This is a genomic window from Vibrio sp. bablab_jr001 (assembly GCF_016464285.1).
In the GTDB taxonomy this organism is placed as follows: Bacteria; Pseudomonadota; Gammaproteobacteria; order Enterobacterales; family Vibrionaceae; genus Vibrio; species Vibrio fluvialis.
In genome coordinates this window covers 56,788-79,974 of sequence record NZ_JACDWZ010000039.1, presented here as the reverse complement: position 1 = coordinate 79,974, position 23,187 = coordinate 56,788, and the positions used below count along the sequence as shown (strand labels likewise).

Sequence of the window (23,187 nt, the reverse complement as noted above, 5' to 3'; positions counted from 1 at the left end):
ATGGCGATTACACGAAGAAGTTTTCTAAAAGGTGTGGCAACCACCAGTGCGGCGTCGATTATTGGCCCAAGCTTGCTGGCACCAATCACGGCTCAGGCAGCCGAAACCACCGGTACCTGGAAAGTGTCGGGTTCACACTGGGGCGCGTTTCGCGCCCAGATCTACGGTGGCAAGGTTCAGGCAATTAAACCGCTGGAGACCGACAAACATCCGACCGATATGCTCAACGGCATCAAAGGCATTATTTACAGCCCGTCTCGTGTACGTTACCCCATGGTGCGTCTTGACTGGCTGAAAAAACATAAATACAGCGCTGAAACGCGTGGCAATAACCGTTTCATCCGTGTCACTTGGGATGAAGCGATTGACTTGTTCTACCGCGAGTTGGAACGCGTACAGAAGCAATATGGGCCTTGGGCATTGCACGCGGGTCAAACCGGTTGGAACCAAACCGGCGCGTTCCACAACTGTACGGCGATGATGCAGCGCGCGGTAGGCATGCACGGCAACTACATCACTAAAGTGGGCGACTACTCGACGGGTGCCGGCCAAACCATCATGCCTTACGTGCTGGGTTCGACCGAAGTGTATGCGCAGGGTACCTCATGGACGGAAATCCTTGAGCATTCCGACAACATCATTTTGTGGGCGAACGACCCGGTGAAAAACCTGCAAGTGGGTTGGAACTGTGAGACGCACCAATCCTTTGGCTATCTCGATCAACTGAAAGAAAAAATCGCCAAGGGTGAAGTGAATGTGGTTTCTGTCGATCCGGTGAAGAACAAAACTCAGCGTTTCCTAAAGAACGATCACCTGTACATCAACCCACAGACTGATGTGGCGTTTATGTTGGCGGTCGCGCATGTGCTGTACACCGAAGATCTCTACGACAAGAAGTTCATCAGCACTTACTGTCTGGGTTTTGATGACTTCATTCAATACGTGTTGGGGAACACCAAAGACAAGATTGAACGCACGCCGGAATGGGCGGCGAAGATTTGTGGCGTGACGCCAGAGTCCATTCGCGATTTCGCCCGTATGTTGGTGAAAGGTCGCACGCAGTTGCTGTTTGGCTGGTGTATTCAGCGTCAGGAACACGGTGAGCAGCCATACTGGATGGGTGCGGTGCTGGCGGCGATGATTGGTCAGATCGGCCTGCCGGGCGGCGGTATTTCGTACGGTCACCACTATTCGGGCATCGGCGTACCTTCGACCGGTTTTGCTGGCCCGGGCGGGTTCCCGCGCAACTTGGATCAAGGCGCAAAACCGAAATGGGACAACAACGATTTCAACGGTTACAGCCGCACGATTCCGGTCGCGCGCTGGATTGATGCGATTCTCGAACCGGGTAAGAAAATCAATCACAACGGCAATACCGTGACGCTGCCTGGTTTCAAAATGATGGTGATTTCGGGCAATAACCCGTGGCATCACCATCAAGATCGCAACAAGATGAAACGCGCGTTCCAGAAACTGGAAACCGTGGTCACGATTGATTTCAACTGGACGGCGACTTGTCGCTTCTCCGACATCGTGCTGCCAGCCTGTACGCAGTGGGAGCGAAACGACATTGACTCGTATGGTTCTTATTCCGGCAAAGGTCTGATTGCGATGCACCGCTTGGTGGATCCGATGTTCCAGTCGCGTACCGACTTTGAAATCATGACCGAGCTGACACGTCGTTTCGGCCGCCATGAAGAGTTTACGCGTGGTATGGACGAAATGGAGTGGGTACGCTCGCTCTACAACGACTGTAAAAAAGCCAACGAAGGCAAGTTTGAGATGCCAGAATTCGATGAGTTCTGGGAACAAAGCGTTCTGGAATTTGGCGAAGGCAAACCGTGGGTTCGCCATGCTGATTTCCGTAAAGACCCAGAGATCAACGCGTTGGGTACGCCGTCTGGCTTTATCGAAATCACCTCACGCAAGATTGGTCGCTACGGTTACGAGCACTGTCAGGAACACCCGATGTGGTTTGAGAAAACCGAACGTTCACACGGTGGCCCGGGTTCAGACAAGTATCCGTTCTGGCTGCAATCTTGCCACCCGGATAAACGCCTGCACTCGCAGATGTGTGAATCGGAAGCGTTCCGTGCCACCTACGCGGTGCAAGGTCGTGAGCCGGTTTACATCAACCCGATGGATGCCAAAGCCAAAGGCATCAAAGAGGGCGACTTAGTGCGCGTGTTCAATGGTCGCGGTCAGCTACTGGCGGGCGCGGTGTTGTCGGACAGTTACCCACGCGGCGTGATTCGCATTGAAGAGGGGGCTTGGTACGGCCCGTTATCTGAGAAAGAAGGTGCGATCTGTACTTACGGTGACCCGAATACGTTAACGCTTGACCTCGGTACGTCAGAGTTGGCGCAGGCAACTTCAGCCAATACTTGTATCGTGGACTTTGAGAAGTTCACTGGCAAGGTGCCGCCTGTGACGTCATTCGGCGGGCCAATCGAAGTCGCCTAAAGATGAAAGCCAGCTCATTGAGCTGGCTTTTTTACCATTGGTAAACCGCTATCGTATTTGTGCAAGATGGCGTCATATTCACCATTGGCTTTGATCGCTTCCAACCCACGATTGAACGCCTCCAGATACACCTGCGCTTTAGGATTGTCTCTCGCCACCATCACGTAAAGCGGACTTATCGAGACGGGTGGGTGGATGTAGGTAAACTCCTCGGGAGAAATGCTGTTTTCCACCATCGTCCATCGTGCCACTCGCGCATCCTCAATAAACAGATCGACGCGACCGACAAGAACCTTGCGGATGTTGGTGATGAGATCGCTGGCCGGAACGCGCTGAAACCATTTACTGGCCATAAAGTCGTCGTCGTAGGCATAGTGCTCCACGATGCCGACTGTTTTGCCCTTCAGATCTTCAAAATTGCCGAACGGTACCGGATGGTCTTTACGCGAAATCAGACTGATCTCGGTGTACAGATAAGGATTGGAAAAGCGCAATTGGGGTTCCCGGCTGGCGGAATACCAGGCCGCGATCACTATTTGATCCCGTCCGTGCTGAATCTCTTTAAAAGCGCGCGACCACGGGCGAATGTCCATTTCCAACTGATAACCTTGGCTGGCGTATGCGCGCTGCGCAATTTCAACCGAGATGCCGGGATAGTCTGAGGTGTCGATAATGTATGGTGGCCACACGTCCTGAACCGCATGAATAACGGGGGAGGCGAGCGCGTTGCAAGTTGCGAAAATCCAGACACCGGAGAATAAGAAACGAGTAAAGAGTGACAAGACATATTCCCAATCGAAATATATGAAGCAGAGTGTAGCTCATTTGCTCTGACGGCGGCGTATTTCCCGTATCGGATTGTGATTGCAATCACCGCCTGCTTTTTAAGCAAACGAGTCAGAGCGGTCTGCAATTCGTGACTTAGCTAACTTATGGCGTAAGCTGATAATAAGATACTCAATACGTTAAACAGATAAATACTTGAGGATGACATGACCCGGCTAACACTCCGTAATCTGAGAGATGTCGAGCTCCTGCAACCACTGGATGTCGGTGTGTCCGTACACCACGATGAGCTCCGGTTCGATTACATTGGTCTGCACAATACGCCGCTCAGTGAACACTTTCCGCTGTGTCGCACTCAACTTGATGTAGAACCGGATGCCCGAATTCTTGGCGATGGTTTTCAAATGTTGGCGCAAACGGCGGGTACGCTCAGTCAACTGAGTGACGTAGGCCGCTGCCCGGACAATAATCTCAGCTATCGAATTTACGATGCGAATGCGCCAAAGCGCTTTTATAACTATCTGGTGGTGGAAAGCTCGAATGGCTATCTGCTGTTTGGCTTTTCTTCTTGTCACCGTTTTGCCGGGTATTTTGAGCTAAGCGAGTTTGATGGACGTTACATTGTCACCGCGTTTGTGGATGGTGAACTGAGCGAGCCTCAATCCTGGTCGTCCAACCGCCTTGAATCGTTGGTGATGCTGGAAGGTGAATCGCTGTCGAAGCTGTATCACGATTACGTCGAATACATCCATCTGCATCACGAAAACCGTCCACATTGTCAGTCAGAGGCACCCGTGGGCTGGTGTTCTTGGTATGCCTACTATGCTGACGTGAGTGAACAGAATATTCTCGATAATGTCGATGTGATGCAGGATGAGCTGGAACACCTTGAATGGGTACTGCTCGATGATGGTTATCAGGCGTTTATGGGAGATTGGCTGACCCCGTCGGCCAAGTTTAGTACCGGAGTGCAGTCCTTGGTGACCGAAATACGTCGCCGTGGCAAGAAGCCGGCAATCTGGATGGCGCCATTCATCGCCGAGCCGGGATCTCAGCTGTTTCGTGAACATCCGGAATGGTTTGTCCGTCACACGGACGGCACTCTGCTCAAAGCGGAAGATGTCACTTATGGTGGCTGGCGTTGTACCCCTTGGTACGTTCTCGACTGTTCTAATCCGCATGTGCAGGAACATCTGACGCGTGTGGTTCGCACCATGCGTGAAGAGTGGGGAATTGAGCTGTTTAAGCTCGATGCGAACTACTGGGGCACGCTCAAGGGCAGACGCTATCAACAAGGCGTAACGGGTGTGGAAGCGTATCGCATGGGCATGCAGGCAATCGCTGAAGGCGCTCAGGACGCTTGGCTCTTGGGGTGCAACGCGCCGATGTGGCCATCGCTCGGATTGGTGGATGCCATGCGCGTGTCTGATGACGTGGAACGTCATCCCCATCGCTTTAATCAGATCGCACGTGAGACCTTTTATCGCAGTTGGCAGCATCGCCAGCTGTGGCAGATTGATCCCGATTGTCTGACCCTCACCTCACTGCCGAATCAAGCGACTGACCGCAGTGCGTATGAGTTTCATCGCAATGTGATTCTTGCCAGCGGTGGCTTGCTGTTATCCGGCGACCCGCTGCCTGAACTGACGGCTTTCACTAAGAACAGTCTGCACAAACTGCTGGCTCGTCACAGGCAGACACAGGAAGCGGCGAAAATGACGTCGTTATCGCTGAATCGTGCTTTTTTAAAACTCAACGAAGTCAATGACCTGCACTGCCTGTTTAACTATGGCGGGGATGAATGTGAATTTACATTGATTGCCGACACACCAGTGCATTGGTATGACTTCTGGAGCGGCGAGCCGCTGAGTGAAGAGCCTTCTCAAGTGTTGATGGTGACTCTGCCCGGTGGATTATGCAGCCGGGCAATTGTGACCGCATGCTGAAGAAAAGGGGAGCTCGGCTCCCTTTTTTACAGCTCGAACAGCCAGTAATAGCCGTAGCCAACCACGATGGCTGGTACTGAGGTGTAGAGCGTGGCGAACAGCGCCGCTTTGGGAGCCAGTGCGATGGCAGGGAATAATGCGTCGCCGTCGTTGGATATCGCATTCGCAAGTTGAGTCGACAGCGGCACGCTGCCAGCCAGATATAAACTGGTGATTAAAATCTGTGGACCACAGCCGGGCAACATGCCAACAACAATGCCGATTGCCGGCATCCAGATGCCCCAGTGCTGCCACTCCTGGCTTACTTCCCAGCCGGTAAAATGGTGGGCCAGTTCAAACGCCAGAAAAGCCAGGATCACCCACGCACTGACAAAATTGGTGTCCTGCGCGGCTTTTTGTAGCGGGTGTGCCTGACAGGTTTTGCAATCCTCACTCACCGCATCCTGATACGTATCCAACTCGCGGGTTAGTGCCCACAAAAGCATGCTCACCACCGCCAACAACGCCCCGAGCCATTCGATCGTCAGCGCTGGCAGGCCAAGCTGCGCGTTAATATCTATCTGAAACGACTGAGCGAATGCCACCACAGAAGCGGGCAGCAACACCCATTTCCAGAATGCACCTTGTAAATTCAGTGCAGTTTGTGACAGGGGGGCGTCTGGTGTTCTGGTTCTCTCTACCTGATCTTGGTTTGCCGCTGGGCGCATGAAATCATCACTGTGCAGCGCATTGACAATCAGACCAGTGATACAGCCAGTGACGATACCTATGCCAATCACACCAAGCCCGGTCAGAGGCTTACTCGCCAATAGCAGAAACGCGGCATCCCCCATGGTTGCCGTCAGCACCGCGACCAGTGAACCAAAACCGACTTTACCGCTGACGAACTGTGTGGTGACGACAATCGCGCCACCGCACCCGGGCAATGCGCCGAGTAATGACGCAATCACTACCTGAAGGTTACGTGACTGATGAAATGCCACGACGAAGCGGTTAGTGCCGTTCACCCATCGGGAAAGATAGTGGTAAATCGCCAGCGTCAGTGCGACATAGGTGGAGACGGCCCAGAAGGAGTCTGACAGTGTCTGGACGGCCAGTTCACGGGTGTTATTACTCAGCAGCAACATCATTAAGGCGACGGGCAGCAACAGGCGTTTATAACCCAAGCGCAGTGGAATCCATTGCTGGGAAGCGGAAGAGAAGTCGGGCAGTTTAATTGAAAACATCATAGCCACCATGAAAATGCGAACAATTCTCATTATATGCAAATAAGAATGATTCGCAATAGGGTGGGTTGCGATGAAACTCCATCTTTTTTGATTTAGCTCCATGCACAAATCATTGAGTTGAGTAGAGTGACTGCCTTTGTGAGTGATGCCCTCAATACGGGAAAAATAATAGGAAAGACAATGATTTTAGTAGTAGGTCATAAGAACCCGGACAGTGACAGTATTTGTAGTGCTTTGGTTGCCGCTGAGTTGTTGAAAGCTCGTGGTCTGGACGCGAAAGCGATTCGCCAGGGTGACATTAACCGCGAAACCCAGCACATACTTGCCTCTGCGGGGGTGGAACAACCGGAACTGCGCACCCGTGTTGCGGGTGAAAAAGTCTGGCTGGTGGATTACACCGATCTTGCGCAGGCTCCCGACGACTTAAACGAAGCTGAAATTCTGGGTATCGTCGATCACCATCGTCTGGGTGATGTGATGACCGTTAATCCACTGGAAGCATGGATTTGGCCGGTTGGTTGCACCAGTACAATTTTGTTTAACCTGTTTAAGATGGAAGACGCGACGATCAGCCAGCCAATGGCGGTACTGATGATGTCAGCGATTTTGTCAGACACTGTCGGCTTTGCATCGCCAACCTGCACCCAGAAAGACAAAGACGCCGTCGCTGAACTGGCTCCGCTGGCGGGTGTTGAGGATCTCGATGGTTTTATTCGTGCGCTGCTGATTGCCAAGACGGATATTGACGGCCTGAGCGCTGCTGAACTGGTCGAAAAAGATCTGAAAGCCTATCCTTTTAATGGCCGCGATCTGGTGGTCGGTCAGGTTGAACTGGCAACCCTGGATCAGGTTAATGGCATGATTGATGCGCTGGAAGCGGATTTGCAGCGTCGCTGTGATGAAGAGCATCTGGCGTTGGCAGCGCTGATGCTGACTGACATCACCACAGCGCAAACTCGCCTACTGTTTAAAGGCGAATGGGCTGAGAAGCTGGAAAAACACTTGGTTGACGGCGAGCTGATGATGGAAAACACCCTTAGCCGCAAGAAACAGGGTTGGCCTTGGCTGCAAGGCGAACTGGCTTAATTGTTCAATTCGGGTATCATGCCCGGGTAAATTGACGGTTTGAACGCTCGCAGCCTGTTGCTGGGAGCGTTTTTATTTGGAGACCAACATGGCCAATGCATTGAGCGCGGAACAAATCGCGACCATTAATCAGTACGATCAAGAGCAGCGTTTTACGTACTGCATCAAAGAAATCGTAGCTAATCAACAGGTGTGGATTCTCAAAGATGAACACGGCTGTGTGATGCTCAATACCGAAGATGACGACTGCGTGCCTGTATGGCCAAACCGCGAGTTTGCTGAAGCATGGGCTACAGGTGACTGGGCTGAATGCGAAGCGGAAGCGATTTCACTGAATAAATGGCGCAGCCGCTGGACCAGCGGTCTGGAGCAAGACGATCTTTCTGTTGTGGTGTTTCCAAACGACAATGAGGAAGGCGTAGTACTGTTTCCTGACGAATTTGATATGGAACTGGAAAAACAAAACGCTCGCCGCTGATTACGGCATCCAGTCATACAATTCTGATGAATGTGACATTCGGACGGCCTGCGCAAGCACGCCGTCTTTTTTGTACCGTTTTAATATCGTTTTCACGATAGGGCGTACCTGCTGCTCACTCATACCCGTTTTGAGTTCAGGCTCATAAAGCAGTTTGAGCAGAATGACATCCAGCGGCGACAGCAGATCGTCCGGTGTTTTGTCATTGAATATCGATGGGTAAGCCTTTTCAGAATCGTTGGGTAACCCCATTACCTGCGTCACTTCTTCGACCACACACGCGAGCAATTTGCCGTGACTGCGTGCCTGATCCACCGGAATAACGACAGACGCAGACACGATCTCATGAGTGCTGCTACTGATTCGATAGTTGCCGAGACACACCGCACCATAGATGTGCTTTGCAGCCGCGGCGCCCATTTCACGTCGCACATCGTTTTTCCAATCGGATTGCTGAGTGAAGACCCAAATCAGATTGGCCTCTTCACGCTTGGCAACACGCGTGATGGTGTGGCCCGTCATTGCGGCCAGATGATTAAGTTGCGCTAACGCGAGCGCTTCATGAAGATCACTATCCGAGACTTTGTGCTCGATCCAGACTTTGACGGGCTTGTTCCATTTAACCAGCGGTTTTGAACCTGCTGAATATTCGTTGCGCAGCGCAACCTGCACAAAAGCCTGCTCTACAAATGCCGGGTTTTCCCAGTTATTGGCGCTTTGCGCCAGCGGGGAAAACAGCAGGGCAGTAAGAACAGGCCAGATGCGCATTATTTAAAGCACGGCGCTTTGTTGAAGTGACTTTCTACCATACGTTGCGTGATGGGATGTTGCGGCTCAGAAAGGACTTCCAGCGTATCACCAAATTCCACGACTTCACCTTCGTGCATCACCATCACTTTATCGGTAATGTGCTTGATCACGCCGATGTGCTGCGACACGTAGATGAACGAGACGCCCATCTCTTCCTGCAATTCCAGAAACAAGTTGATGATCTGCGAGCGCATCGCCATATCCAGACCATTCAACGCTTCGTCTGCAATAATAATCGACGGCTGAAGAATCAGCGCGCGCGCCAGACAGACACGTTGTTTTTGACCAGTTGCCAGCATTTGCGGATAGAAATAGGCATGCTCTGGCAACAGGCCGACACGCAGCAGAGTATCTTTGACCCGCTTCATGCGCGCTTCCGGCGTCATGTTGGTGTTTCGTTTCAGTGGGCCTTCCAGAATGCGGCCAATCTGAATTCGCGGGTTCAGCGACGTATTCGGATCCTGAAAAATCATTCGAATCAGCTTACAACGAGTCGCGTAATCTTCATGTTCAAGGAGTTCACCGTTGACGCGAATCTCGCCGCTGGTGGGCTCAACCATGCCTGCCAGCATGCGTGCCAGTGTCGATTTACCCGAGCCGTTCTGACCGATAAAACCAATGGTTTGGCCGGGTTCCAGCGTGAAGCTGACCGGTTTAACGGCGTGCTGGACCTTTCTGCGGAACAGACCGGATCGGGTAATGAAGTCTTTGGATAAGTCTCTGACGTCTAACAGTGAATCACTCATTACTGCTGCTCCATGTTCAGCGGGAAGTGGCAGGCAAACTTATGAGTTTTCACCCAGCGGGTTTGCGGAACTTCAACACATTGACGCTGTGCGTAAGGGCAACGAGGGCCTAAGCGACACCCGATCGGCAAGTGCTGCAGCGGAGGAATCGAACCCGGCAGGGACTGCAATTTTTCTTTGTGTGGAATCCAGTCGCTGAAGTCCGGCATAGCACGCAGCAGCGCCACGGTATATGGGTGTTTCGGCTCGGTCATGATTTTCTGCGTATCGGCCGATTCAACCGACTGACCACAGTACATCACCGTGATGCGGTTAGCCCACTGAGTGATGGTGGTCAGGTCGTGTCCGATCAGCAGAATCGACGTGTTGTTGACCTGATTCATGCGACTCAACAGACGCAGAATTTGTGACTGAGTAATAGGGTCAAGGTCGTTGGTCGGTTCATCGGCAATCAATAGTTTTGGCTTGGCGGCAATCGCCATGGCAATCATGATTTTCTGACACTCGCCGTCGGTCAGTTCATACGGATAGCTGCCCATCACGCGGCGGTGATCTTTGATGCCGACTTTGTGAAGTAGGGCAATGGCTTGGCGTTTACGCCAGGTAAAGCGCTCCCACCAGCGGCCTTCAAATGTCCGGAACGGGATTGACTCAATCAGCTGTTTACCTACCTCTTCCGATGGATCAAGACAGGTTGACGGTTCCTGGAAAATCATCGCAACATCGCGGGCAATGACCCGGCGACGTTCACGTGGTGTGAGTTGCAGCAGGTCTATATTACCAAGACGCATACGGTCAGCGGTAATACGCCAGTTCTCTTTGCCCACGCCAACAATGGCCTTGGCGACCAAACTCTTACCCGAGCCTGATTCACCCACCAGACCACGGATTTCGCCTTCGTTCATGGTCATGCTCATGCGGTCAACCGCTTTCACCAGACCCTGAGGCGTATCAATCTCAATCGTGAGGTGACGAATATCGAGTAACGGCATTATTCGACTCCTGCATTTAACGCCTGACGGACACCTTCGCCCACCAGGTTAATCATTACCACGGTATACATAATTGCGATACCCGGCAGTGTTACTGTCCACGGCGCCAGATAAATCAGTTCGACTGAGTCACCCAGAATAGCGCCCCATTCGGTGCTCGGTGCTTGGGCACCCAGACCGAGAAAGCCCAGAGCCGTGATATCCAGAATCGCGATGGACAGTGCCATGGTCACTTCAGATGCAATGACCGGCAGCACGTTAGGTAAAATGGAATGCCACAACAGATACGAGTCATTTGCACCGTCGAGACGTGCGGCCATCACGTAATCTTTCTCTACTTCATTATGTACGGCAATGTAGAGAGAACGGATGAATCTTGGAATTAATGCCAGGCAAATAGCCAATAAAACGTTGAATTCACCAAAGCCGAGGAAAGCGACGAATATAATCGCTAGCAGCAGTGACGGAATAGACATCACGGTATCCAGCAGGTGGTTCAAAGTACTCGACAGCAAACCTCGGGTCATGCCTGCCAGAATGCCGATGCCGCAACCAATCACCGTCGCAATCACGGTAATGATGATTGCCGCGCCGAAAGTGAGGCGCGAACCATCAATCAGACGTGACAGAATGTCGCGTCCCAAATCGTCCGTACCAAGGAAGTATTCAACGGTGCCGGATGGATCCCATGATGGTGGAATCAGCAATTCGCCCGATTGCATGTGCGGATCGTGTGGAGTAATCCAGTACGAGGTGAGAGTGACCACCAGAATCAGAATCAGGCACCATAAGCCAAACATCGCCAGATTGTTCGCTTTGTAACTGCGCCAGAAGCGCTCGAACTGAGTCGGGATATGCTCTTCCTGATAAACGTTATTTGTTAGCATACCATTCCTTCCTTACCAGCGGGTTGATCATTGCGCCGATCAGATCTGAGAGAATATTGGCGGTAAGCACCAGTGCGCCGACCGCGATCACACCCGCTTGAATCGAAACGTAATCCTGATTGGACAATGCGTCCAACAGCCAGCGACCAATCCCCGGCCAGTTAAAAATCGACTCGGTAATGATGGCGAGCGTCAGCATGCTGGATAACTGCACCCCGAATTTAGGAATGATGGGGGGAATGGCATTACGCAGCACGTGTTGAATCACGATCTCGTAGTAGGAGAGACCTTTGATCCGCGCGGCGCGTATGTAGTTCTGGCCCATGATGTCAGCGACCGAAGCGCGCATCAGGCGAATAACTTGTGTGGTAGGTGCGAGAGCGAGAACCAGACACGGCAGAATCATGTGCTCAATCACGCTCTGCAGCGCGTAACTACGGTAAGCGCCTTCTGCCAGAAACGCGTCAATCAGAGCAAAACCTGTCACGTGTTCCACTTGGTAAAGCAGATCGTAACGGCCGGAAACCGGTAGCATTTCGTAGTGCAGCGAGAAGACCATAATCATCATCATTGCTACCCAGAACAGCGGAGCCGAATAGCCGGACATCGAAGTGAACGAAATGATGGTATCCAGCCATTTACCCTGCTTCATGCCTGCGACGGTGCCAATCGGAATACCCACCAACAATGACAAAATGAACGCAATCAAACACAGCTCAAGTGTGGCCGGGAAGACGAGAACCAGTTCATGGGCAATCGGTACCCCGTTTTTGTTCACGCCGAAGTTGAATTGCATCAGCTCGGTAATGTATTCCAGCCAGCCCTGCCAGAAGTCCTGAATTGCCCAGGGAGACTGGGGATCAAGGCGCAGCAGACTGTAGCCAACCATGGTCAGGATCAGCAGGGTGATCACGAACAGGTTAAAGCGGCGGATGGTGTAATTCAGCATTATTCCGTCACCCTCTCAACGGTATTGAATGGTTCAACATTAAACGGGCTGAGACGAAAACCAGTCAGCGTTTTGTTGTACGCTTTAAACTGCATACCGTGAGCCAAAGGAATCACAGGAAACTCCTGATTCAAAATGTTCTGTGCCTGTTTATACAGGTTGAGACGATAGCGCGGACGTTCCACTTCCAGCGCCAGATCAAGCAGGAAGTCAAAATCACTGTTACACCACATCGCCACGTTCAGTCCGGCGCGGTTGGAATCACACGACAATAACGGGCGCAGGAAGTTATCCGGATCCCCGGTATCGCCTGTCCAGCCCGTCAGGAAGAGATCGATGTGCGAACGTTCGGACAGCTCGGTGCGATCCAGTCGGTCTTCCGGAATCAAATGCAGAGTCACGCCAATATCAGCCAGATTGGATTGAATCAGCTCGGCCGTTTTACGCGGACTCGGGTTATAAGCGCGTGGCTCCAGTGGTACGGACATACTCAGTTCCAGCCCTGATTCAAAACCCGCATCGCGCAGCAACGCCATCGCGTAGTTACGATCGTAACGAACCTGAATGCTGTCTTTCTGATACGCCCAGGATGTTGGTGGCAGAATGTTGTAAGCAATACTCCCCGTGCCGTAGTAAACCGAATCAAGAATGTTCTGTCGGTTGATGGCAAAGTTAAGCGCTTTGCGCACGCGTACATCGTTCAGTGCCGGGTGCGAGGTGTTCACTGCAATAAACGCTACGTTCATTGCTGGCTTCGCGTTGAGGATAATATTTGGCTGTTTTTCGATGATTGGAATCTGACTCGAAATAGGTGAGCTCAGCACGTCACATTCGTTTCGCAGCAATTTCGCCAGCGTGCCTGTCCCGCGTTGGGAAATATCAAACACCACCTGCTGCATCTTCGCCGGACCATTCCAATAGGCCGGATGACGGCGCAGGCGGATTAAGTCGCGAATCTGGAATTCATCGAGATAAAACGGCCCCGTCCCGACCGGGTGAGTATCAATCAGTGACTTTTCGTCACGTGACGCGAGCTTCTGGGCATACTCGTCGGATAAAATCACTGCGTGGGTGGTGGATATGTTGGAGAGGAAACTGTTGTCAGCACGGCTCAGAGTGAATTTTACGATGTCATCGTCCAGTGCCTGCACATCAACCAGAAGGTTGGAGAAATCAATGCCGGCAAACCAAGGGTAGCTGCCGTTGCTCACGTAGTGGTAAGGGTTGGTGGTGTCGATAATGCGGCGGAAACTGAACACCACATCCTGCGCATTCATTGCACGAGTCGGCGTAAACCATTGGGTTGTCTGGAACTGAACCCCTTTACGCAGCTTGAATATGTATTCCGTTCCGCTGCTGTTTACCGTCCATTCGGTGGCCAGATTGGCAATCGGCAGATGAGTTTCAGGATCGAGTTTGAGCAGCGTGTCGTAAATCTGTGGGCTGAGAGCCTCAGAGGTGATGCCGCTATCGACGAGCTGAGGGTTAAACGTGCTCGGGCTTCCCTGACCACAGTAAACGAATCCGCTCTGGCGAATTTTGCTATGATCGATTTTCTCTCCACAACCTGCAAGCAGGCTGAGGCCGCATAATCCCAGCGTGAGTCGTAATAAAGTTTTCATATTGAAAATGAGTGTGAGAAACGAGGCAAATTCAGCGCATTTGTGCCTCAAAATCCCGCTAATTTACCATTCTTTGAGGTTTGAAACCAAGTGAAAAGGTTGATCTAACTAGCTAAATAGCCAAGGAAGTTGCGCTCATTCCTGTTGATCGTTCAGCAACTGGTATTTTCTTACCATGCCTCGAAATTGATGATAGCTCAAACCCAACAGCTGTGCGGCCTGGCGTTGGTTAAACTTTGCACTGTTAAGCGCATGATTCAACAATGCCTTGTCCTGCTCTTCCTGCCACTGCTTGTAATCCATCGGTAGAGAAAACTCCGTCGCTCTGATATCGGTTGAATCAGATTCACCTGTCTGAGCGATTGAGCTTGAGCGGCCAAACGGGTTAAACACCAGTTGATCGATGGGGAACTCTTCATTGCCGTGTTGATAGACCGCCCGCTCAATGACGTTTTTCAGTTCACGCACGTTACCCGGCCAGGCGTAGTCGAGTAATGCACTCACCGCGTGCTCGGTAAACCCGACAAACATCGGTAACGACAGTTCACGGCACATGCGGATCGCAAAATATTCGGCCAGCAGAAAAATATCTTCGCGGCGTTCACGCAGCGGTGGCAGATGAATGACGTCAAACGCTAAACGGTCGAGCAGGTCAGCGCGAAACTCGCCTTGTTCTGCCAGTTGAGGCAAATTTGCATTAGTGGCGCACACCAAACGCACGTTGGCATTTAAAACCTGGCTTCCGCCAACACGTTCGTACTGACCATATTCAATGACCCGTAACAGCTTCTCCTGCACCGCAAGCGGAGCGGTCGCCAGCTCATCGAGAAACAGTGTGCCGCCTTCTGCACGCTCAAAACGTCCCTGATGTCGACCTTTTGAGCCGGTAAAGGATCCTGATTCATGACCAAACAGCTCAGAGTCAATCAGTCCCTCGCTGAGAGTCGAGCAGTTCAACGCCACCAACGGCTGATCCCAACGTTTGGATAAATAGTGCAATCGTTGGGCGATCAGCTCTTTACCGGTTCCGCGTTCACCAATCACCAGCACAGGCCTTTCTATCGGCGCCAGGCGCGACACCTTATCCAGTACGGCGAGAAAAGCCGGAGATTCACCGATTAAATTATGCTGCATGATGCGCTCCTCGCGTTCAGTTATCGACTTGGCGAAATTTGCCAACAGTTAGCGAAATCGTTATTAGCATAGTGAAGCTTCAATCCATTAGCAATCTAAGTGACTGAAAAATAAAGAACGAAGAATTGGCACGATTATTGGAAAACTATCGACAGATAACCACGATGAACCGCGACAGGCAATTCGGAAAGTTAGCCTTGTGTGTAAACCACTTTGCCGCGTCGCGAATCTACAGTCATTAGAAGGAGCATCACCATGGGTATTTTTTCTCGTTTTGCCGATATTGTGAATTCCAACATCAGTGCTCTGCTCGATAAGGCAGAAGACCCGGAAAAATTGATTCGTCTGATCATTCAGGAAATGGAAGACACATTGGTGGAAGTACGCACCAATTCCGCGAAAGCCATTGCTGATAAGAAAGAGCTGGCGCGCAAGGTGGATGCCATTGACCAACAAATCGAAGATTGGCAGGCCAAGGCCACATTGGCGCTGAACAAACAACGTGAAGATCTGGCACGAGCAGCGTTGATTGAGAAACAAAAATTGCAAAACCTACTCAAAGGTTTGCATACTGAGCAGACTTTGGTGGAAGAGACCATTGATAAACTCACTGGCGAAATTGCCAAGCTGGAAAGCAAAATCACCGAAACGCGCGCTAAACAACAAGCGCTGGCGATTCGCAGTCAAGCTGCCAGTAATCGCCGTGACGTGCAACGCCATCTGCACACCAGTCGCACGGATGAAGCAATGGCTAAGTTTGAGCAATATTCACGCAAGGTGGATGAGCTTGAAGCGGAAGCGGATTTGTATGCGCAATCCGGCAAAGGGAAGTCATTAGAGCAAGAGTTTGCCGAACTGCAAGCGCAGGACGAAATTGAACAAGAGTTGGCAACGCTCAAAGAACAGATGAAACAAGACTAATAAACACCAGTTCAAGAATTTAGGAGCGAGCTATGGCCTCATTTTTCATTGCAGGACCTTTGGTTGTCTTTTTAATATTTGTGGCGCCACTCTGGCTGCTGCTGCATTACCGCAACAAACGCAAAATGGAAAACGGTCTGTCGCAGGAAGATTTCGATGCGCTGCAGTCGCTGTCACAAAAAGCCAAAGGCCTCGAAGCACGAATTGACACACTAGAGCGTATTCTGGATGCGGAATCACCAAACTGGAGACGCAACTATGAGTAGCCGAGAGTTATATCGCGATCCGGTCAACGGTAAGTTAACGGGGGTGTGTGCGGGTCTGGCGAATTACTTTGGACTGGAAGTGTGGCTGGTACGCATTCTGGTGATTACAGTGGCCCTGCTTGGTGGCTTTGCGCTGGTCATCATTGCCTACCTTGCGCTGTCACTGATGCTGGAAAAACAGCCCGAACAATATCGCGATTCGTTACGCAGCCAGCAATCTCATACGCTGAAGAGCAAGCCTTGGGAGCAGGGGCAGACGGCTCAGGCGCTGCTACAAACGCTGGACCAAGACCTGACCAACGCGGAATCCCGCGTCCGAAAAATGGAGGCGTACGTGACCTCCGAGGCGTTTAAGGTCAATCGGGAATTCAGCAAACTGTAAGTGATATTCTCACTTCTGAGCGGTACTGGATGCCGCTCTCATTTCCATGAATTTTCTGTGTGTTTTACATAGCGATAACTCGCTGATTCGCCTATGGTTGATCTATTAATCATCATGGGTGATGAATATGCGAAAAACGATAACTTTTTTATTGGTTTCTTCTGCCTTTCTTCATGGATGCAGCAGAGAGCTCCCTCCTGTGCCTGAGCCGGATTCCCGACCAGCTAAATTAACCACCGTGTCAGTCGGCAACAATGAATTTTCCCGTCAATTTCCTGCTACCAGTGAAGCTGGCGATCGCGCTGTACTTGCGTTTCGTGTCCCCGGACAGCTGCAGTCAATCGACGTCAATGCCGGGCAAGCGGTTAAAAAGGGTGATGTGCTGGCGCAAATCAATCCTGATGAATATGCATTGCTAGAAAAGCAAGCCAAAGCCAACTTTTTGTTGGCGGATGTGCAGTACAAGCGATATCAGAAGCTGCGTGAGGATAAGGTGGTATCAGAGCAGGATTTCGATCAGGCGCAAGCCAACCACAATTCTGCCAAAGCAACCTGGGAACAAGCTAAAGCTAATCTCAGTTACACCCAGTTGCAGGCACCCTATGACGGCACTATCTCCATCATTCCTGCGGAAAATTTCGAGTACGTTGCGGCAAAACAAGGCGTGATGAACATTCAGACCAATCAGATTCTGAAAGTGATTTTCCTGTTGCCAGACCACTTGCTCAACCGTTTTGCGCGAGGTGATGGCAACGATGTGCAGGCAACCATGGTATTCGATTCCTTCCCCGATATGACTTTTCCACTCCAGTTTCAGGAAATCGATACCGAAGCCGACCCTCAAACGGGGTCCTACAAAGTGACTATGGTAATGGAGCGTCCCGCCGATGTCGGTATTTTACCGGGGATGGCAGGCTCGGTCAGAGCGTCGGTCGCAAAAGGTAGCGCTTCAACCGTGCCGCTGACTGCGCTGTTTGAACAAGACGGAAAACAGTTTGTCTGGCGCGTGGATAACGAGGGCATTGTCAGTCAGGTGCCAGTGGAGCTGAACGATAAACGTCAGGTATTAAGCGGACTCAACGATGGCGATCGCATTGTCATTTCAGGTGTGAGCAGCATTCAGGCGGGCATCAAAGTTCGCGAATGGGTCAAAGAGCGGGGGCTATAACATGAAACAGTGGCAAACCTATCTTATGACTTCGCTGGTGTTACTCGCTGGATGTGGTCATCCTGACTCTTCGCCGCGCGACATGACTCCTAAAGTCAAAGTCACCAATCTCGGAAACAGCACTAAAGACAGTATTTATTTTCCCGCAATTGCGAATGCATCAGAACGTTCCCATCTCAGTTTTCGGGTGAATGGTGAAATTCGTAAAATCACTGTTAAGGAAGGGGACCGAGTGAAGGCGGGCGATGTGATTGCTGAGTTGGATCCGACTGATTACCAGCTGAATGTGGATAACGCCCAAGCGCGCTATTCGGTGATTGACAGTCAGTATCGCCGTTCCAGTCCGTTGGTGGAGAAGGGCTTACTCGCCAAGTCGCAGTTTGATGAAATTGCGGCTCAGCGCCAAATTGCGATGGCAGAGCTCGAACTGGCCAAACTGCGTTTGTCGTTTACTCAACTCAAAGCACCAGTGGAAGGGATCATTTCTCGCGTCAATGTCGATCAGTTCGAAAACGTTCAGGTGGGTCAGCAAGTGGTCAATATCCACAGTCTCGACAATATCGAAGTGCTGATTCAACTGCCTGATCGTTACCATGCGACTCAACCGACTACTAAAGAACTGTCAAAGATCCGGGCGCTGGTCAGAGTACCAAGCGGTAACGAATATGAAGCGCGAGTAAAAGAGTTTACCACTGAGCCTGATCCGGCGACGGGCACGTTCACAGTCACGTTGACAATGCCGATGCCAGAAAAGGAGTTGATTCTGGATGGAATGGCGGTAGAAGTCACGGCAAAGCAAGGGGTTGAACATCTAAATCCGACCGGCACCGCAGTGGTGCCGGTGGAAGCCGTTTTTAATGGGGACGGAGATGAGCTGAATCGCACGCAAAAATTTGTCTGGGTTCTGAATGCAGACAACAGCGTGTCGAAGCATTTAGTACGCCTGGGTAACGCTTCTAAAACTCAGGTACAAATTGTTGAAGGGATTACGGCTGAGGATTCGGTAGTGGTGGCGGGGATTTCCCGATTGCGTGACGGAATGACTGTGAGTGTGGTGAAGGAGATGGCCCATGAGTGAGCAAAATAACAAGCCGCAAACCGATGATGAAATTCAAGGCGTGGCCGCTTACTTCATCAGAAATCGGGTGATCAGTTGGATGGTGTCGCTGATTTTTCTGATTGGCGGCACCGCTGCATTCTTCAATCTTGGCAGACTCGAAGACCCGGCATTCACCATCAAAGATGCGATGGTGGTGACGTCCTATCCGGGGGCAACACCGCAGCAGGTCGAAGAAGAGGTAACCTATCCGCTGGAAAAAGCGATTCAACAATTAACGTATGTTGATGAGGTGAATTCGATATCCAGCCGTGGCCTGTCACAAATCACCGTGACGATGAAAAACAAATATGGCCCGGACGACCTGCCGCAAATCTGGGACGAACTGCGCCGCAAGGTCAACGATCTGAATGGTTCGTTTCCCCCCGGCGTAAATATGCCTCAGGTTATTGATGATTTTGGCGATGTGTACGGCATCTTGCTCGCCGTGACTGGGGATGGTTACAGCTACAAGGAGCTGCTGGATTACGTCGATTATCTGCGCCGAGAGCTGGAACTGATTGATGGTGTCAGCAAAGTCTCAGTCTCCGGGCAGCAGCAACAACAGGTATTCATTGAAATTTCCATGAAACGCATCAGCGCGCTGGGAATTTCACCGCAGACGGTATTCAATCTGCTGTCGACGCAGAATGTAGTGTCGGATGCCGGGGCAATCCGTATTGGCAGCGAGTATATTCGTATTCATCCAACAGGCGAGTTTGACGATGTGGATAAACTGGGCGATCTGATCCTCAATGAAGGTGGTTCGAAGGGGCTGATTTACCTGCGTGATGTCGCCGAAGTGAAACGCGGTTATGTGGAAGTGCCGAGCAATATCATCAACTTCAACGGCAAACTGGCGCTCAACGTCGGGCTGTCGTTTGCCCAGGGGGTCAACGTTGTTGAAGTGGGTGAGCGCTTTGATCGTCGCTTGGCGGAACTCAAGTATCAGCAACCCGTCGGCATCGACATTTCTGCCATCTATAGCCAGCCGCAAGAAGTGGATAAATCCGTCAGCGGGTTTGTGGTCAGCCTTGGTCAGGCGGTGGCTATCGTTATCATTGTGTTGTTGTTCTTCATGGGACTGCGTTCCGGACTCCTGATCGGCTTGATATTGCTGCTGACGGTGCTGGGTACCTTTATCTTTATGCAGTATTTCAAAATCGACCTCCAACGAATCTCGTTGGGGGCGTTGGTTATTGCACTCGGGATGCTGGTGGATAATGCGATAGTGGTGGTGGAAGGCATATTGATTGGCACCCAAAAAGGCCGAACGCGATTGCAGGCTGCCACCGACATCGTGACGCAAACCAAGTGGCCGCTGCTTGGTGCGACGGTGATCGCCGTTACCGCCTTTGCTCCGATTGGTTTGTCACAAGATTCGACCGGTGAGTATTGTGGCACGCTGTTTACTGTACTGCTTATCTCACTCATGCTCAGCTGGTTTACTGCGATCTCACTGACCCCATTGTTTGCTGACATTTTTTTCCGTGGTCAGAAAGTCGCGCAAAGTGATAGCGGCGAAGAAACGGATCCCTATAAAGGTATGCTGTTTGTCGTCTACAAATCATTTCTTGAGTTTTGTATGAAACGCGCCTGGATGACCATGATTGTGCTGGTGATTGGTCTGGTGGTGAGTCTCTACGGCTTTACTAAGGTAAAACAGGCGTTTTTCCCGTCATCAACCACACCTATGTTTATGGTGGATGTGTGGATGCCGGAAGGGACGGACATTCGCGCGACCAACGATAAGTTACAGGAATTGGAGCATTGGCTGGCGAAACAGGAGGAAGCGGACACGGTTACCACAACTGCCGGTAAAGGGTTGCAGCGTTTCATGCTGACTTATTCTCCGGAAAAAAGTTATGCCGCCTACGGTGAGATCACCACGCGGGCGAAAAGCTACGACAGTTTAGCGCCGTTGATGGAGCGTTTTCGCGAGCATCTGGATGCCAGTTATCCAGAAATTAACTACAAGCTGAAACAGATTGAATTGGGCCCTGGCGGTGGCGCTAAGATTGAAGCGCGTTTGGTCGGCTCTGATCCGACGGTGTTGCGAGGTATCGCGGCGCAAGTCATGGACATCATGTACGCCGATCCTGGTGCGTACAACGTTCGTCACGACTGGCGTGAACGCACCAAAGTGCTGGAGCCGCAGTTTAACGAAAGTCAGGCCAGACGTTACGGCATTACCAAATCGGATGTGGATGAGTTTCTGGCGATGTCGTTTTCGGGCAAAGCCATTGGTGTTTATCGCGATGGTACGACGCTTATGCCGATTGTCGCGCGCCTGCCGGAAGCCGAGCGCATCGATATTCGTAATATCGAAGGGATGAAGATCTGGAGCCCGGCGCTGAGTGAGTACATTCCGCTGCAACAGGTCACCTTGGGCTATGAAATGTTGTGGGAAGATCCGCTGGTGGTGCGTAAAAATCGTAAGCGCATTTTGACCGTGATGGCGGATCCGGATCTGCTGGGTGAAGAGACTGCCGCTACTTTGCAAAAACGTCTGCAACCACAGATTGAGGCGATTGCACTGCCACCGGGCTATTCGCTGGAATGGGGCGGGGAATATGAATCGTCTCACGATGCACAGGAATCGCTGTTTCAGACTATGCCGATGGGTTATCTGTTCATGTTCTTAATCACCGTTTTCCTGTTCAATTCTGTCAAAGAGCCGCTGATTGTGTGGCTGACGGTGCCGCTGGCGGTGATCGGGGTAACCACAGGGTTGCTGGCCCTCAACACGCCGTTTGGCTTTATGGCACTGCTGGGCTTTCTCAGCTTGTCAGGAATGCTGCTGAAAAACGGCATCGTGCTGCTGGACCAGATTGAGATTGAAATGCACTCGGGCAAAGACCCGTATCTGGCGGTGGTTGATGCGTCGCTCAGTCGTGTGCGTCCGGTATGCATGGCGGCCATCACCACGATTTTGGGTATGATTCCGTTATTGCCGGATATCTTCTTCCGCCCGATGGCCGTCACCATCATGTTTGGTCTTGGTTTTGCGACCGTATTGACACTGATCGTGGTTCCGGTGTTGTACAGATTGTTCCACCATGTCAAAGTACCTGCTTGATGAAAGGTAATCCAAACGGCCTCTTCGGAGGCCGTTTTTGTCAGTGGCAGAAGGATAACAATGACAACACAAGATACTACCTGCGCGTGGGCGATGAACCATCCACTGGAACGTGAATATCACGATGCAGAATGGGGCAAGCCAGTGCACGACGATAAAACGCTGTTTGAATTTCTCACTTTGGAAGGGGCGCAAGCCGGGCTCAGTTGGATAACCATTTTGCGTAAGCGAGAAGGCTACCGTCAGGCGTTTGAAGATTATGATATTGCCAAACTGGCGCAGTACGACGAAGCGCGAGTGGAAGCTATCATCGCTGGTTATGATGTGGTTAAACATCGCGGCAAAATTGCATCGGTGTTTTCTAACGCTCGGGCAACGTTAGCACTGCAAGAGGAGTTTGGTTCTTTGGGTGCCGCGTTGTGGCAGTTTGTTGATGGTAAACCCCAAGTTAATCACTGGGCAGAAATGAGCCAGGTACCGGTGTCGACAGAAGAATCCAAAGCGATGAGCAAGTTTTTGAAAAAGCGCGGCTTTAAGTTTGTGGGTGAAACTATCTGTTATTCATTCATGCAGGCGATGGGGCTGGTGAACGACCATCTGCAAGGATGTCCAAAAAAATGAGGGAGTTTTGCTCCCTCATTCTCTTATGTGGTTAGCGGTTTTGCGCCTCAAACTCTTCAATGGCGCCTAATGCAAGTGTGCCATAGGTAAAAGATGGGCCGCCCCCCATCAGAACGGCGACGTTGATGACTTCAACCAATTGAGCTTTGGTGGCGCCAGCTTTGAGTGAAGCGGCGACGTGAGCGGCGATACAACCATCGCAGCGAGCAGCAATGCCAATTGCCAACGCAATCATCTCTTTGGTTTTTACATCCAGTTCGCCCGGAGACATCGCGGCTTTATGCAGCTGCATGAAGGCGGAGAGGGTATCCGGACTTTGTTGTTTAAAGCTGCGGCCAAGAGTGTTCTGATCTTTGAGAATGTCGCTGTAGGATTTCATATTATTAACCATAAACTAAAGTAGTCATTGCTAATATAATGATTCGAATTAAAATATCAAGCCGAATTGTTTCCTTTTATTTTTTAGACGGTTAAGCTGTTGCGCACTATGAACATGGCTTGTTTTCAGCAAAACTATCCGTTTCAT

Annotated in this window: 21 protein-coding genes; 11 read left to right on the top strand and 10 right to left on the bottom strand. The window is 51.2% G+C overall.

From position 1 onward, the window contains the following. Positions 1-2,463 (top strand): trimethylamine-N-oxide reductase TorA, encoded by a 2,463-nt coding sequence (torA, locus tag JIG40_RS03110; protein ID WP_199464741.1) that lies wholly within the window; start codon positions 1-3, stop codon positions 2,461-2,463. A gap of 14 nt (positions 2,464-2,477) precedes the next feature. Here the strand turns inward: torA and JIG40_RS03105 are convergent, their stop codons facing one another. Beyond that, the gene (locus JIG40_RS03105; RefSeq protein WP_348541333.1) at positions 2,478-3,152 is read right to left on the bottom strand and encodes a transporter substrate-binding domain-containing protein; all 675 of its coding nucleotides are present in this window, start codon (positions 3,150-3,152) and stop codon (positions 2,478-2,480) included. 303 nt (positions 3,153-3,455) lie between these two features. Here JIG40_RS03105 and JIG40_RS03100 point away from each other — a divergent pair, with 303 nt between their 5' ends. Further along, complete coding sequence (locus JIG40_RS03100; protein WP_199464740.1) at positions 3,456-5,195, top strand: alpha-galactosidase; 1,740 nt, start codon at positions 3,456-3,458, stop codon at positions 5,193-5,195. Between the two features lie 26 nt (positions 5,196-5,221). Here the strand turns inward: JIG40_RS03100 and JIG40_RS03095 are convergent, their stop codons facing one another. Beyond that, complete coding sequence (locus JIG40_RS03095) at positions 5,222-6,421, bottom strand: putative manganese transporter (RefSeq protein ID WP_199464739.1); 1,200 nt, start codon at positions 6,419-6,421, stop codon at positions 5,222-5,224. A 183-nt stretch (positions 6,422-6,604) separates the two neighbouring features. On the opposite strand from JIG40_RS03095, the gene JIG40_RS03090 reads away from it, so the two are divergent. Further along, positions 6,605-7,510 carry a manganese-dependent inorganic pyrophosphatase gene (locus JIG40_RS03090; RefSeq protein WP_020330269.1) on the top strand — a complete coding sequence of 302 codons (906 nt, stop codon included), beginning with the start codon at positions 6,605-6,607 and terminating at the stop codon, positions 7,508-7,510. Positions 7,511-7,598: 88 nt separating this feature from the next. Next, positions 7,599-7,988 carry a DUF2750 domain-containing protein gene (locus JIG40_RS03085; RefSeq protein WP_020330270.1) on the top strand — a complete coding sequence of 130 codons (390 nt, stop codon included), beginning with the start codon at positions 7,599-7,601 and terminating at the stop codon, positions 7,986-7,988. On the opposite strand, the gene JIG40_RS03080 is transcribed toward JIG40_RS03085, so the two are convergent. The 7 genes from JIG40_RS03080 to pspF all read right to left on the bottom strand — a co-directional run bounded on the left by JIG40_RS03080 (position 7,989) and on the right by pspF (position 15,128). After that, positions 7,989-8,756 carry a DUF2927 domain-containing protein gene (locus tag JIG40_RS03080; protein WP_199464738.1) on the bottom strand — a complete coding sequence of 256 codons (768 nt, stop codon included), beginning with the start codon at positions 8,754-8,756 and terminating at the stop codon, positions 7,989-7,991. After that, complete coding sequence (locus JIG40_RS03075) at positions 8,756-9,544, bottom strand: ATP-binding cassette domain-containing protein (RefSeq protein WP_199464737.1); 789 nt, start codon at positions 9,542-9,544, stop codon at positions 8,756-8,758. Before JIG40_RS03075 ends, JIG40_RS03080 begins: the two co-directional genes overlap by 1 nt. Continuing rightward, entirely contained in the window at positions 9,544-10,536 is a 993-nt protein-coding gene (locus JIG40_RS03070; protein ID WP_020330273.1) for an oligopeptide/dipeptide ABC transporter ATP-binding protein, read from the bottom strand. Before JIG40_RS03070 ends, JIG40_RS03075 begins: the two co-directional genes overlap by 1 nt. After that, on the bottom strand, positions 10,536-11,423 hold the full coding sequence (locus JIG40_RS03065; RefSeq protein ID WP_020428661.1) for an ABC transporter permease subunit: 888 nt from the start codon (positions 11,421-11,423) through the stop codon (positions 10,536-10,538). The genes JIG40_RS03070 and JIG40_RS03065 overlap by 1 nt, the downstream gene beginning before the upstream one ends. After that, the gene (locus JIG40_RS03060) at positions 11,410-12,372 is read right to left on the bottom strand and encodes an ABC transporter permease subunit (RefSeq protein ID WP_020330276.1); all 963 of its coding nucleotides are present in this window, start codon (positions 12,370-12,372) and stop codon (positions 11,410-11,412) included. The genes JIG40_RS03065 and JIG40_RS03060 overlap by 14 nt, the downstream gene beginning before the upstream one ends. Beyond that, positions 12,372-13,994: an ABC transporter substrate-binding protein SapA gene (sapA, locus tag JIG40_RS03055; protein WP_158147395.1), complete on the bottom strand. Its 1,623-nt coding sequence runs from the start codon at positions 13,992-13,994 to the stop codon at positions 12,372-12,374. Before sapA ends, JIG40_RS03060 begins: the two co-directional genes overlap by 1 nt. Positions 13,995-14,129: 135 nt before the next feature. Next, positions 14,130-15,128 carry a phage shock protein operon transcriptional activator gene (pspF, locus tag JIG40_RS03050; protein WP_199464736.1) on the bottom strand — a complete coding sequence of 333 codons (999 nt, stop codon included), beginning with the start codon at positions 15,126-15,128 and terminating at the stop codon, positions 14,130-14,132. 255 nt (positions 15,129-15,383) lie between these two features. On the opposite strand from pspF, the gene pspA reads away from it, so the two are divergent. From pspA to JIG40_RS03015, 7 genes are all read left to right on the top strand, one after another. Next, positions 15,384-16,049 carry a phage shock protein PspA gene (pspA, locus tag JIG40_RS03045; protein WP_158150871.1) on the top strand — a complete coding sequence of 222 codons (666 nt, stop codon included), beginning with the start codon at positions 15,384-15,386 and terminating at the stop codon, positions 16,047-16,049. A gap of 32 nt (positions 16,050-16,081) precedes the next feature. Next, positions 16,082-16,315, top strand: coding sequence for an envelope stress response membrane protein PspB (pspB, locus tag JIG40_RS03040; RefSeq protein ID WP_020330281.1), 234 nt, complete (start codon positions 16,082-16,084; stop codon positions 16,313-16,315). Then, a complete protein-coding gene (gene pspC / locus JIG40_RS03035; protein ID WP_020428657.1) occupies positions 16,308-16,697 on the top strand; it encodes an envelope stress response membrane protein PspC in 390 nt (129 codons plus the stop codon). The genes pspB and pspC overlap by 8 nt, the downstream gene beginning before the upstream one ends. A gap of 127 nt (positions 16,698-16,824) precedes the next feature. Next, positions 16,825-17,865, top strand: a complete 1,041-nt coding sequence (locus JIG40_RS03030) for an efflux RND transporter periplasmic adaptor subunit (protein ID WP_024373995.1) — start codon at positions 16,825-16,827, stop codon at positions 17,863-17,865. Position 17,866: 1 nt separating this feature from the next. Then, entirely contained in the window at positions 17,867-18,943 is a 1,077-nt protein-coding gene (locus tag JIG40_RS03025) for an efflux RND transporter periplasmic adaptor subunit (protein WP_158150873.1), read from the top strand. Further along, complete coding sequence (locus tag JIG40_RS03020; protein ID WP_199464735.1) at positions 18,936-22,040, top strand: efflux RND transporter permease subunit; 3,105 nt, start codon at positions 18,936-18,938, stop codon at positions 22,038-22,040. Before JIG40_RS03025 ends, JIG40_RS03020 begins: the two co-directional genes overlap by 8 nt. Before the next feature lie 60 nt (positions 22,041-22,100). Continuing rightward, on the top strand, positions 22,101-22,661 hold the full coding sequence (locus tag JIG40_RS03015; RefSeq protein WP_199464734.1) for a DNA-3-methyladenine glycosylase I: 561 nt from the start codon (positions 22,101-22,103) through the stop codon (positions 22,659-22,661). Between the two features lie 31 nt (positions 22,662-22,692). On the opposite strand, the gene JIG40_RS03010 is transcribed toward JIG40_RS03015, so the two are convergent. After that, on the bottom strand, positions 22,693-23,040 hold the full coding sequence (locus tag JIG40_RS03010) for a carboxymuconolactone decarboxylase family protein (protein WP_020428650.1): 348 nt from the start codon (positions 23,038-23,040) through the stop codon (positions 22,693-22,695). Positions 23,041-23,187: the final 147 nt, after the last annotated feature.

Coding starts and splice junctions, on each gene's coding strand:
- torA (WP_199464741.1), top strand. CDS start 1: ATGGCGATTACACGAAGAAGTTTTCTAAAAGGTGTGGCAACCACCAGT.
- JIG40_RS03100 (WP_199464740.1), top strand. CDS start 3,456: ATGACCCGGCTAACACTCCGTAATCTGAGAGATGTCGAGCTCCTGCAA.
- JIG40_RS03095 (WP_199464739.1), bottom strand. CDS start 6,421: ATGTTTTCAATTAAACTGCCCGACTTCTCTTCCGCTTCCCAGCAATGG.
- JIG40_RS03090 (WP_020330269.1), top strand. CDS start 6,605: ATGATTTTAGTAGTAGGTCATAAGAACCCGGACAGTGACAGTATTTGT.
- JIG40_RS03085 (WP_020330270.1), top strand. CDS start 7,599: ATGGCCAATGCATTGAGCGCGGAACAAATCGCGACCATTAATCAGTAC.
- JIG40_RS03080 (WP_199464738.1), bottom strand. CDS start 8,756: ATGCGCATCTGGCCTGTTCTTACTGCCCTGCTGTTTTCCCCGCTGGCG.
- JIG40_RS03075 (WP_199464737.1), bottom strand. CDS start 9,544: ATGAGTGATTCACTGTTAGACGTCAGAGACTTATCCAAAGACTTCATT.
- JIG40_RS03070 (WP_020330273.1), bottom strand. CDS start 10,536: ATGCCGTTACTCGATATTCGTCACCTCACGATTGAGATTGATACGCCT.
- JIG40_RS03065 (WP_020428661.1), bottom strand. CDS start 11,423: ATGCTAACAAATAACGTTTATCAGGAAGAGCATATCCCGACTCAGTTC.
- JIG40_RS03060 (WP_020330276.1), bottom strand. CDS start 12,372: ATGCTGAATTACACCATCCGCCGCTTTAACCTGTTCGTGATCACCCTG.
- sapA (WP_158147395.1), bottom strand. CDS start 13,994: ATGAAAACTTTATTACGACTCACGCTGGGATTATGCGGCCTCAGCCTG.
- pspF (WP_199464736.1), bottom strand. CDS start 15,128: ATGCAGCATAATTTAATCGGTGAATCTCCGGCTTTTCTCGCCGTACTG.
- pspA (WP_158150871.1), top strand. CDS start 15,384: ATGGGTATTTTTTCTCGTTTTGCCGATATTGTGAATTCCAACATCAGT.
- pspB (WP_020330281.1), top strand. CDS start 16,082: ATGGCCTCATTTTTCATTGCAGGACCTTTGGTTGTCTTTTTAATATTT.
- pspC (WP_020428657.1), top strand. CDS start 16,308: ATGAGTAGCCGAGAGTTATATCGCGATCCGGTCAACGGTAAGTTAACG.
- JIG40_RS03030 (WP_024373995.1), top strand. CDS start 16,825: ATGCGAAAAACGATAACTTTTTTATTGGTTTCTTCTGCCTTTCTTCAT.
- JIG40_RS03025 (WP_158150873.1), top strand. CDS start 17,867: ATGAAACAGTGGCAAACCTATCTTATGACTTCGCTGGTGTTACTCGCT.
- JIG40_RS03020 (WP_199464735.1), top strand. CDS start 18,936: ATGAGTGAGCAAAATAACAAGCCGCAAACCGATGATGAAATTCAAGGC.
- JIG40_RS03015 (WP_199464734.1), top strand. CDS start 22,101: ATGACAACACAAGATACTACCTGCGCGTGGGCGATGAACCATCCACTG.
- JIG40_RS03010 (WP_020428650.1), bottom strand. CDS start 23,040: ATGAAATCCTACAGCGACATTCTCAAAGATCAGAACACTCTTGGCCGC.